Origin of the sequence: Gudongella sp. DL1XJH-153, assembly GCF_049310905.1 — a bacterium.
In the GTDB taxonomy this organism is placed as follows: Bacteria; Bacillota; Clostridia; order Tissierellales; family Tissierellaceae; genus Gudongella.
The window spans coordinates 1-12107 of sequence record NZ_JBMEMN010000053.1 but is presented as its reverse complement, the minus strand read 5'-3'; the positions used below and the strand labels follow the sequence as shown (position 1 = coordinate 12107).

Below are 12107 nucleotides of genomic sequence, written 5' to 3'. Positions count from 1 at the left end.
AGAAGTGATTAAACTACGCTTAAGTGGACCAGTTTTCGATTAAAATATGGTACAGATTTCGATTGACAAATACATATGAGATAATAGTTATAATTCAACATTAAAACTACTGAAAAGACGGTGATAAAATGTCCAAAATAAAACTAATAAAACCAGCTGTTGAATACGCCGAAGATATTATGACTTACAAAGAAGAGTTTCTTCAATTAGGAGACAGTCTGGCAGGATGTGGAAGTCTTAGAGACCATGATACTGCAGCAGGCTGGCTCCACGAAATTGACCTTCTTGAAAATGAAGAAACCTGTCCGGAGGGAAAAGTTTGCTCAAACACCTATTTGGCAGTGAAAATTAATGATAACAGCATTGTAGGTATCATCGATTTCAGACATCATATTGACCACCCGATCTTGGGCCTTTGGGGAGGACATATCGGCTATTCGGTAAGACCTGCTGAAAGAGGAAAAGGATATGCAAAAGAAATGCTTAAGCAGGTCCTTCAAAAATGTAAGGAACATGGCTTAAGCAGGGTTATGGTAACATGCGATGCAAACAATATCGCCAGCAAAAAAATCATCCTATCAAATGGTGGGGTTTTCGACAAGGATGTCCAGGTGGAGGGCGAAATAATCAACCGCTACTGGATAGAGCTATAGATTCACATCTTTGCAATTGGATGGCGAATAATCGTCTTAAGCTTTTCCGGTGCTGATTTTCTTGGGTCACTCAAGTAGATCTCATGGTGCTGCCTTAAACCTCCCATCACGGTCTTGTACCCTTCAGCTGTAATATGCTTTTCCAATTTATCTACAGTTGCTGGCTCATCATCATAGGGTCCTATATGCATAATCTGAGCACAAAGACCTTCTTTGTGCTCTCCCAGCCTTGCCCTTGAGAGATTGAGTCTAGGCTTCTTCCTGTATAAAGCATCTTTAGACATTTCAAATACCTCTGCAGTCACAAAGTCCGGCTGACGTATCATCATAATCCAATTGAACTCATTCTTTCGGCTTTTGACCTCACCATTAAAATGATCTTCGTCAAACCACCACAAACCCTCCAAGGGAGGAACCACAAAGTCAAAATATCCCTTTGGCTGGGTGTCATTCTTTTTACTCATCTTGATTGTGTAGGACAATCCATAGAGAATTTCCACAGCTTCCTTGTATGAATCTGAAGTGTTGGGATCTCCTGATCCTTCCACCATAAGGAACTTCATATCAGGAACCTCAATAATCTCCGGTGTTTTCTTCGGATTGTACAAACTCTTATACTCCTTTTTGAAATCATAGGCTGGCATATGCTTACTCCTTCCAAACATTATTTTTCTTTGACAGGTATCCATACCTCAACAACTTTCCTATCAAGTGGGTATGCCTCCAGCTGTGGTCCCTTTGCTATTTCATATTCTGATGATAGTATCCACCCTGACATCAGACGTTTCCACAAGCTTTGTATCTTTCTGGAACATTCCTCAACATCGTCATACTCCTCTGAAAAAACCGCCCACTTTCCAGCTGGCAAGGAAATTGAGTCCATGTCTTCAGGGATCTCCATTCCATCTTCAAATTCAGTGAATATCATGTAGTTATACTTTACAGACTTGGTATCTACAGAATCATAAAATGCTCCACCTAATGAAATATCCTTATAGGGCAAAGCTCCTGCAGCTTCGCAAATTCTTTGGTAGGTCCCATCCTCCTGGAATTCCACCCAAAACCTTGGTAGGATTTCATTTGGATTTTCATCTATATCCACCGCAATACTCTTTCCAAATATCTTTACCTGATCCTTGTCAACAATTCTGTAATTCATCTCAACATCTCCCTTTATAGAAATCTGAAAGGAAATCCTTGGATAGATTTTTAGCTGAACATCCTGCTTACGGGCCCCTGAAGGTGTAATTCCATGAAGCTTCTGAAATGCTCTTGTAAATGAATCCGGAGATTCGTACCCATACTTTAGTGCAAGGTCGATAATTTTAATGTCACTTTTTTGAAGCTCCATTGCTGCATGAGAAAGTCTTCTTCTTCGTATGTATTCAGATAGAGGGAAATCCACAATAAATGCAAACATACGATGAAAATTAGATACAGAACACTGTGCCTTCTCAGCGGCAGCTGAATAATCAATCTCCCCAGAAAGATTGTCTTCAATATAATCCAGCGCATCATTCATTCTTTCAAACCAATTCATACCCCAAGCTCCTTTCAATGATAAATATAGCATAAGGGGAGAAAAGCTACCCGACATTTGATGTCTTTTTGTGTAGGGTACACTTGTTATTCCCAAGAAAAATAGCCAGTCCCTCCAGGGGACCAGCCAGCAAAACCTACTCTACAATTTTGTCCTTCATCTTACCTATCAATTCCATAATGCCTGCTTCTACTTTCTTTAAGTCTTCCTCCTTAGGTGATCCCTCAAACTCAACTGACTCCACCATATCCCACTTCATTTTGTTTCTCTCAAGTATCTCAGCAAGCTCTTTTTCGGCTCCACCAGACCATCCGAATGATCCGAAGCGAAAAGCTACCTTCCCAGTAATTTTCTTTCTACCAATTTCATCAAGTGCTGCTGCTACCGGAGGAAACAACTTATACTCATATGTTGGTGCAGCAATTATTAATGCAGCTGACTTGAATACTGTTGCAATCATTTGACTTTCACTTTCCAGTGGCATTTCCAGCTTATTGTATTTTATGCCCTCTCGCTTAAGGACTTCTTCTGCATGGGCAATGGCCTTTGCTGTCATGCCATACATCGATCCCCAAAGAATTGTTATTTCGTTTTTACCCGCACCTTCAGCATACTGACTGAATCGTGAGTAATCATCCATAATCTTACTAGGATTCCCTCTGTAAAGTGGACCATGCCCTGGAGCTATTGTATTGATTTCAAATTCCTTGGATTTCTGGATTGCTTTTCTAAGCATCGGCGTAAATGTAGTCATTACATTTGAATAATACCTTATTCCTTCTCTTTCAAAAAAATCAATTTCATCTGGAGTCATTTCATCATCAAAATGATGCTCTCCCATTTTACCAAACGATCCATACATATCACATGAAAAGAGCGTTTTTGTATCCTTTTCAAAAGTATACATGGTGTCTGGCCAATGTACATTTGGCACTGGATGGAAACTTAACACTTTTCCATTTCCAAGATCCAGTGTATCTCCTTCTTTTACAATCTTGATTTTATCTTTCCCATAAAATGAACCTATAAGTTTTGCTGCCTTTTCTGTACATACAATTGTAAAGTCGTCCTTAATCTTCTCAAAGTTTGAAATCCATCCTGAATGGTCCGGTTCAGTATGGTTTACTACAAGATAATCTATATCCTCTGGATGGACATTTATTTCTTCAAGATTCTTGTAAAGAGTTTCGGGTATTCCATCCCAACCGATAACACCATCAATTATTGCTGTTTTTTCACCTTGTACAATATATGAGTTTAGTGTTACTCCATTTGCGATTTCCCATATACCTTCAAAAAGCATATCTTCTACATTCATGGATAGCATATGAATCCCATCTGCTATTTTAATTTTCTTCATGCTTCAGCCTCCTCTTATTATAAGTTGCTATGATGTATTTACCCCTTATCCGTTTATGTTAATTATATCCTGTGAGTTTTTTTAGTCAAGTTCCAACAAAGAGGCCTCGGGATTATCCCGAGGCCTCTTTGTCATACCTTAATTTATTTACTGTTGACTAAGTCTTCTCTTGTTCTCAAGCTGTTTTCTCCAAGCATGCATTACAAGTGAAACACCAATAACTCCATATGCTACAAATACACGGAAGTACTCTCCCAACTGGGCATCGCCAAACAAATTTCTCCCTGCCAAAGGTGATACAATAAACAGAGTATGGAACAACAATGTTCCAAGCAATGCATGGCTAATTTTTGCATTTGTTACAGAAGCTCCACCGATTAAAAGTGCTGCTACTGAATAAAATCCAATCTGCTCATGACTTCCGTAGGTGCTGAAAGTTCCAAGATTCTGTAGGAAAATTATATGCCCCCATGAAGCAAAAACAGTAGACATTATCATAGCCATCAATCTGGTCTTGTCTGCGTGGATACCTGATACATCTGCAATATGTCTGTCCTGTCCAACAGTCCTGAAGTCCTGTCCGAGCTTGGTTCTGATAAAATAAGTAGTGAATACACACATCAGCCCTATAAGTATTGCTGTTAGCATGGGCACAGATATCATATTGATTACTGATTCACTGCCCCTTACATAAATCAACCATCCAATTAGCGCAATACCGCTTGCACCAGAGAAAACATATTTTTTCTTCCCAGGTTCCTGTCCAAGGGAAGGTATTCCTTTCATGTATCGAAATATTCCATGCGCAATTACTAAAACTCCAAATCCCATTCCTGCAATTGTAAATGGTAGTCTCCAGAAATCGTCAATTGCATACCTCAAGCCTCCAGCCAGGTCAATCGTAGTTCTTAGACCTACTCCAGAGCTAAGTACAAGGGTTTCATTGTAAAAGGGAATAACCCCTCCAATCATAATTAGGAATATTAATTGGTATATACCATTTGAAAAGAATCCCAGTATCATACCACCAATCATTTCCTGTCCTTTTGTCTTATTGAAGAGTCTACCTGTCAGGTATCCCAGCAATATGGCAAGTGGTGTTGTAAGAAGAACTGTTACACCAATGCCAGGAAGCCCTACTATTCCCCAATGTGTAACAAATATTACTGCTGCCTGTGCACACATTGCCCCAAGCACTATTGCAAAATTAAGTCCCATACCTGCCATTACAGGCAAGAGAAGAGCTAGCACAAGGAAACTGTTTCTTATCATTCTAGTAATTATATCATTAACTAAGAAACCAAAAGAAAGTCCTGAATAGTAGAATCCAATCACACAAAGAACAATAAAGAACACTGTTACCATGTTATGGGTCAAAATAGTTTTTACTTTCTTGCCTAAACTTATTTCTGGTGGGGTAATTTTGATATTCTCATCCATTATTCTCCACCTCCAATTTGTGTCAATGCATATAGAATTATTCCGTTACTTATTACAATACGTGCGATCTCAGCCAGACTACTTACATCTTCCAAAACTTTATTTGCTACAGGAAGAGAAATAACTAGCAATGACTGGAAAAGAAAAGCTCCGATTATTACATTGGCTATATTAGCCTTCTTGATGGTTGCTCCACCTATAAGAATAGCTGCAACCGCTGCAAAGCTCATAAACATGGGAGCCTGATACAACTGTATAAAACCAAAACTCTGGCTATATATTACTATTCCGACTGCACTTAATGCTGTCGAAAGCATTGTCCCTACTACACGCATCCTATTTACATTGATTCCTGATGCTGTAGCAAATTTTGGACTATCCCCTGCAGCTATCATTGCAGTCCCCGTCCTTGATCTTAAGAATGCCCAAACCAGAAAACAGAAAAAAAGCATAAACAAGAGTAATCCTGTAGGTATCTTAACATTAAATAATTCGAACGCTCCCCATTCATTAAGGATCCTTTCATACCTGCCCTGTAGGGTTATGGTAGTCCTTAAACCTGTTCCGATAGGCCATCTCATGTCTTCACTTGTAAAAGGCAGTATCAGCCAGCCTATGCTCATAAGAGAAACTATTGAGAATCCTACATATGTAGCTATTGTCATCTCAGATCCCTTTACTCTGTTAAGTAGAAGACCGTAGAAATATCCTGCAACTAGTGATAAGGGAATGCTTATTGCAACTGCAGTGAAAAGTGCTGTAAAACCATAGAGGTCAAACTCTATTGCCAGCAAACCTCCAATAAGTCCACAAACTATTCCTATTGGTATCCCAAAGTTTAGACCAATGCCTGCAAGGATACCGGGAACCATGGCTAGTACAAGGATTCCATTCATGCCTGTACGCACAAGTGCATCTGATAGCAGGTCATTAATAGGTATTTCAAGCATTATTGCCATCACCAACAAAGATAGCAGGAATGCAACAATTATTATCCGAGGAATGCCAAATCGGTTAACGTATTCTTTAATAGCCTTATCCATCTGTCTTCACCTCTTTACCTTTGACCTTTTTGTATTCACCGGACATCATCAGACCAAAATCAACATCACTGGCATCTGGTGGAAGTACTCCTTCCAGCTTACCTTCATTTATTATGGCAATCCGGTGGGATATCATCCTAAGTTCAGCCAATTCACTGGATGTCATAATAATAGTCATACCATGATCTCTGTTTAGTTGAACCAATGTATCCAGCACTAGTTTCTTGGCACCTACATCTATTCCTCTGGTAGGCTCTGATACAAATAGAACCTTTGGATTCAAAGTTAAAGATCTGGCTATACAAACCTTCTGCTGATTACCACCACTGAGACGTCTAGTAATTTGCTCTGGTCCAGTGCATCTGATATCAAGTTCTTCAATCATTTTCAGTGAATGCTTCCTTATTTGTTTTGTATCCCTTTGTGAAAACGGTCCAATTTGTCTTATGAACTTTCCTTGAATCTGCATTGATGTAACTGCAATATTAAGTTCAATGGAATTGTCCAAAAGCAGTCCTATTCCCCTACGGTCTTCAGATACAAAAGCAAGACCCTCTTTTAGCGATTTTTCAGGATTATTAAGAGTAATTTCTTTATCATCGAGTTTAACAGTTCCTTCCGTTTCATACAAACCCATGATTCCGTTTGCAAGTCCGATTTTACCCTGACCAGCCAACCCGCCAACTCCCAGAATTTCTCCTTCATAAATATCCAAATCAATTCCTTTGACTACCTCACCAGGCATGTCAACATAGAGATCTCTAATCTCCATTTTTACATTCTTTCCTTCGGATGATACAGACTTGGCTGAATCCATTTTAATTTCTCTGCCGACCATAAGGTTAGCCATTTCAAATACATCAGTATCCTCTATGTTTTTTGTAACAACATGCTGTCCATCTCTTAAAATAGTTATTCTGTCTGCAACCCGCTTCACTTCATCTAAACGGTGAGTTATAAAGAGTATGGCAATGCCTGAATCCGCAATCATTCTCATGGTTTCCAATAACCTATCTGCATCAGATTCTGTAAGAACAGCAGTTGGTTCGTCAAATACCAGAACCTTAAGATTCTCCTTGTCCAATTCTCTTGCTATTTCAACAAATTGCATAAAGCTTACCGGAAGCCCTGCAACCTTGACCCATTCCTCTACGTTCATGCCAAGTTTATCCAAGGCTTTTCTTGCATCCTTGTTCATGGCTTTCATGTCAAGTGTTTCCAATTTCTTCCCTGCCACTCTGCTTAGTATTCCAGGATTTGTTATTTCCCTGTTCAGCTTAATATTCTCTGTTATGCTGTAGCCTGGAATAAGCATAAACTCCTGATGAACCATTCCAATTCCTTTGTGCATTGCTTCAACAGGTGATTCGATAAAAGTTTCCTCGCCATCTACGAAAACAGTGCCTTCAAATCCACCAGTATTATGTATTACCGACATACCAAACAAAATGTTCATCAATGTTGATTTACCTGCGCCGTTTTCTCCTAATATACCGTGTATTTCACCTGGCTTTAGACTAATGTTTATGCCTGATAGCACTCTGGTTCCATAGTACTCTTTTCCAATGTCTCTCATGTCCAAGACATACTGATCATTGTTCTGTTCTTTATTCAAATGAATATTCCCTCCTTTTATGCAGATTTCATGGAGTGACATAATATTGTGCAAGGCATATGCCTTGCACAATATTTAATAATGTATATTTCAAATTCTTAATGAGTGTCTATTTTATCTGTTTAAAGGACTAAAATTCAACAGCTGCTCCAAGATACAAGAAGTAATGATCGTAATTGCCATAGTTTCCAAGTACGATTTCTCCATCAGCAACTCTCTCCATGATTGTAGTTAAAACTTCAGCATCTGCTTTACCATTAGTGTTTCCTTCAAGATACTCAATTGCATAATCAACGCCTGCTTCAACATACATCATATTTACTGGCACTGACCAAGATGCAACTCTTCCATCCATTCCAGCTTCATCAACTTTTGAGTCAATTTCGCTAAGGATGTAATCAAGATCTCCTGCTTTGTCTTCTGGTACTGCTATCCCTAGTGCTGCAGGTAGTGCATGGTAAGGTGATGGACAACACTGTACAGGGAATATTGCTCCTGTTTCAACAGTTTGGCGAATCATTGGCTCCATCATCGAACAGTTGGTTCCAAAGAATGCTGTGTTTACTCCGTACTCTTCTACCTTCCGTGGTAGGTCTTCCATAATAAACTGCTGTGTTCCTGGTACTCCAGCATCTCCTGTTGGGTCTGGTGCATCCTGCTCAACCCATACCAGGCCAATCTTCTCAGCTTCTTCCTTCATCAAATCTCTTCTTGCAGCTAGCATTTCGTATGACATATGTCTTGGGAATGAGTAATGTACAAGAACTTCTGCTCCCATGTCTTTTGCCTGTTGTGCAATTTGTGATCCACGAGCAAGGTCATTTGTCTGAATTATTACATCGCCGTATTCAGCTATAACATCTGGGTCCTCTCCGGGAACTCCAAGTACAAACAATATGTCATCTCTCATTTCTCTTACTCTACCAATTGCTGCAGCTGCACCAGGTACAGCCTGTACCATTACAATCGCCTTAACATCAGGATCTGAAGCCATTGCCATCATATTAGTTATTGTAGTTTCCTGCTCCTGCATAAATCTGTCAGGATATGTAGATAGGACGATCATGTCACCATATTTTTCTTTCATATTCTCAGCAGCTCTAAACTCTTCTTCACCTTGAGATACTGTTCCTGTCATAACACCAATCTTATACGCAGCTTCTTCAGCTGGTGCTTCTGCTGGTTCTTCAGCTGGTGCTTCTGCTGGCTCTTCTGCCGGTGCTTCTGCTCCACAACCAACTAAACTAAACATCATCATTAACGCCAAAAATAAAGCTATACCTTTTTTCATTTGAATCCCCCTTAAATTTTCGTTTGTAGTTTGATACAAGTAATATATGCTAACCTACTCTTCCATTCCTCCCCTCAAAACAACGGAATTTTACTTCTTATCACGCTTAAAAACGTGAATCAAATAAGTTTAATACATGTTACTTAAAAAAGCATAAAACCATCCAAGCTAACACTTATTTAAGATTATACTCGAGAATTAAATATAATGCAAGAATTTTCTAATCATTCTGTTATTGTTTAATAATTAGCATATACGACTTATTTGATTTACTATTTGAACTAAAACCAAGACAAATAAAAACCCTTTGAACTATTGTTTTCCCAACAGTTTAAAGGGTTTTTTTCAAATCATATGCCCACTGATAATTATATTTTTGAAATTGAGAAACCAAATTAATTATTGTAAACCATATCAGTTTGGCACTACAACATATCGTCTGATTTTCAACAATTAGTAACCTTGTCTTGGTTAAGTCAATACAATAAGGTGACTTAAACAATCATTTAAGATATTGTCATGTATCTAACAATACTGTGATTCTTTTTTTCTTGATTTACTTGAAAATCTGAAATACCGACCCTTTTCCATTCTCTCTGATACTGAGTTGATGAATATTGGAGTATTGACTCATTAGCTTTTATGGATAATACATACTGCCATTTTGCCGTTGTTTCGTCTGAATACTCACCTCTTAAATCTATAAGATGAATTTTCCAAGATTCTCAATAGCTTCTTGTTCCTCTATAGGTTTGCTTAGAAAGTAACCTTGAATCATATCACAATGGTTCTTTTCGAGATAATCCATTTGTTTTTGATATTCCACACCTTCAGCTACAACTTTCAGTCCCATCTTGTGAGCCATTGAAATTATATCAGCTGTAATTATCTTGGTTTCATCCTTCTCAATTATCCCGTCAATGAAATACTTGTCAATCTTTACTATATCGATGTTTAATTCCTTAAGTCTAGCAAGTGATGAAAATCCAGTTCCAAAATCATCTATTGAGATCGAAATACCCATCTCCTTTATTTGTTTCAGTTTTTGATTTATAATCTCATAGTTTTCAAGAAGAACTGATTCGGTTATTTCAAATTCCAAATACCCTGGATCAACTTTATATGAATTTGCAATCTCAAAAACATCATCTACAAATTCTTTTCTCAGAATTTGCATTCCAGATATGTTTACGGATACATTAATCTCTGCAAACCCACTTCTATTGACTCTACTTAAAAATTCACAAGATTTCTTAAGTATTATCTTTCCCAGGTCATATATCAACTGTCTTCTTTCTGCTATGTCAATAAACTCTAATGGAGAGATGTTCCCGATATCTTGCAAGTGTAACCTAGCCAATGCTTCATATCCCATTATTTGCTTCCCTTTAATATCCATCTTAGGTTGGTAACAAAGGTACAAACTATCTTCACTCGTTTCATTTATTATTGCTCTCAAAGATTTTTCAATCCTATCTTCTCTTCTAACAACATCCTCCATCGCTTCCTCGTAGAAACGCACAGGGCTGTTTGTATTATTGTCTATGTAAGACAATGCAAGCGTAGCATCCTGCAATAATCTATCCACTGTCGTATCACTATCTCTGATTTCAACAATACCTAATTCTACATTCACATACTGATACTCACTTGTTACCATGGACTCATTCCTAAAAACCTCAAGAATTCTCCATGACATTTGAATAAGTTCCTCTCTGCTACCATAGCTGTTCACAACTAGTATAAATCTATCCGCATTAAACCTGAATAACCTATCATCCGATTCCAGGACACCTTTTATTTTTTTGGCTATTTGGGTTATAACAAAATCCCCATATGAAAATCCATATGTCATATTAAGAGTCTTAAAGTTCTTGGTATTAATTAGCATTATTGCTTTTTTGTCATCAAAATCAGCAATCAATTCTTCTAGGTACTCCATAAGATATTCATCGTTTGGAAGACCGGTCAGTTTATCATAAAATGCAATTTCTATATTGGACTTGTTTTTTCTGTATGCGTAAAATAAGACACCTGTCATAAATACAAATACTATTGAAATCTGAATGAATCCATCTAAAATAAGCCTATATATTTCCTTATCAACAGATTCAGTAGACCATAAAATATTAAGCGTTCCGTTTTTTTCACCATCATGATATATTGGAACACTTGTCTGCAGTAGATCTTGACCTTCATACTCAATTCTTTCTGGACTATAGTCTTCATTTTCTATTCTTTCCTTGAAGCTTTCATCAATTAGATTTGTCTCAGGAGTTTGATCGACACTACTGCCCAGAACACTAAAGTCATTGTCCAGGAAAGTAACATATACAATGTCATCTTTACCTGCAATAATATTCACCAGCTGCTGGAACTCAAACTGCCCAATTAAATTATGTACAGTTTCTGCCAATTCTCCGATCTGAATAAATGAACCATCCTCATTCTTTACATAACCATACTTTTTATATACTCCACTTATTACATCTTGACGTATATCTTCAACCATTGTATTATCATCACTCATCATAAAATCATAAATTGGATGTCCCTCGTATACTTTCCAACCGATAAAATCTTCGTAATTACTGAATATGATTTCACCATCACTATTGTACAGTGAAATTTCATCTAGATTCAGTTCCTTTGCTAATTCAACTAAAACAGCAATATCATCATGATTATCAATCATGGATATTGCTTTACTGACGATTATGAGTTTTTCATTTAGCATATCGGTTATTATAGACTGAGCATCGTGTGCATAGATAAGAGCTTGAGAGTAACTGTCTGCCATGCTAATGGACTGTTCTTCAAAGCTCTTATATCTTTCATCTATACGATTTTCGGCAATTACATATGTAACTATAGAAAATAAAATAATCAAAATAATAAATGGCACTAAAAAATATCTGATATTCCAACTATTAAGTTTATCCTTCCGCATAAGACAACCCCTATTGTTTAATCACTAAGAGCTTCAAATTATTGATATAAGCTAGCTCTGATGAAATGCATTATATAAACATCATACTTGAAAAGTATACCATAGGTGTATATTTGGGTCAATTTTATGTAAGAGTCAGATAGTGTCAATTTACTGTCGGATAAAAATAATTATAGCTTCTCCGTAATATATTTTAGACTCCTCGTACTGACTTT

9 protein-coding genes are annotated in these 12107 nt (G+C 37.5%); 1 reads left to right on the top strand and 8 read right to left on the bottom strand.

Features of this window, described 5'->3' with window-relative positions:
* Positions 1 to 128: 128 nt before the first annotated feature.
* The gene (locus ACOEN1_RS13025; protein ID WP_422487338.1) at positions 129 to 653 is read left to right on the top strand and encodes a GNAT family N-acetyltransferase; all 525 of its coding nucleotides are present in this window, start codon (positions 129 to 131) and stop codon (positions 651 to 653) included.
* A 2-nt stretch (positions 654 to 655) separates the two neighbouring features.
* Here ACOEN1_RS13025 and ACOEN1_RS13020 read toward each other — a convergent pair whose 3' ends face one another.
* The 8 genes from ACOEN1_RS13020 to ACOEN1_RS12985 form a co-directional block, all read right to left on the bottom strand.
* The gene (locus ACOEN1_RS13020; RefSeq protein WP_422487337.1) at positions 656 to 1297 is read right to left on the bottom strand and encodes a GyrI-like domain-containing protein; all 642 of its coding nucleotides are present in this window, start codon (positions 1295 to 1297) and stop codon (positions 656 to 658) included.
* Between the two features lie 20 nt (positions 1298 to 1317).
* Positions 1318 to 2193: an AraC family transcriptional regulator gene (locus ACOEN1_RS13015; protein WP_422487336.1), complete on the bottom strand. Its 876-nt coding sequence runs from the start codon at positions 2191 to 2193 to the stop codon at positions 1318 to 1320.
* A 136-nt stretch (positions 2194 to 2329) separates the two neighbouring features.
* Positions 2330 to 3553 carry an FprA family A-type flavoprotein gene (locus ACOEN1_RS13010; RefSeq protein WP_422487335.1) on the bottom strand — a complete coding sequence of 408 codons (1224 nt, stop codon included), beginning with the start codon at positions 3551 to 3553 and terminating at the stop codon, positions 2330 to 2332.
* A gap of 147 nt (positions 3554 to 3700) precedes the next feature.
* Positions 3701 to 4993: an ABC transporter permease subunit gene (locus ACOEN1_RS13005; RefSeq protein WP_422487334.1), complete on the bottom strand. Its 1293-nt coding sequence runs from the start codon at positions 4991 to 4993 to the stop codon at positions 3701 to 3703.
* Positions 4993 to 6036, bottom strand: coding sequence for an ABC transporter permease subunit (locus tag ACOEN1_RS13000; protein WP_422487333.1), 1044 nt, complete (start codon positions 6034 to 6036; stop codon positions 4993 to 4995). The genes ACOEN1_RS13005 and ACOEN1_RS13000 overlap by 1 nt, the downstream gene beginning before the upstream one ends.
* The gene (locus ACOEN1_RS12995) at positions 6029 to 7651 is read right to left on the bottom strand and encodes a sugar ABC transporter ATP-binding protein (protein ID WP_422487332.1); all 1623 of its coding nucleotides are present in this window, start codon (positions 7649 to 7651) and stop codon (positions 6029 to 6031) included. The genes ACOEN1_RS13000 and ACOEN1_RS12995 overlap by 8 nt, the downstream gene beginning before the upstream one ends.
* A 130-nt stretch (positions 7652 to 7781) precedes the next feature.
* The gene (locus tag ACOEN1_RS12990; protein ID WP_422487331.1) at positions 7782 to 8942 is read right to left on the bottom strand and encodes a DUF3798 domain-containing protein; all 1161 of its coding nucleotides are present in this window, start codon (positions 8940 to 8942) and stop codon (positions 7782 to 7784) included.
* A gap of 700 nt (positions 8943 to 9642) precedes the next feature.
* On the bottom strand, positions 9643 to 11892 hold the full coding sequence (locus tag ACOEN1_RS12985; protein ID WP_422487330.1) for a putative bifunctional diguanylate cyclase/phosphodiesterase: 2250 nt from the start codon (positions 11890 to 11892) through the stop codon (positions 9643 to 9645).
* Between the last annotated feature and the right edge of the window lie 215 nt (positions 11893 to 12107).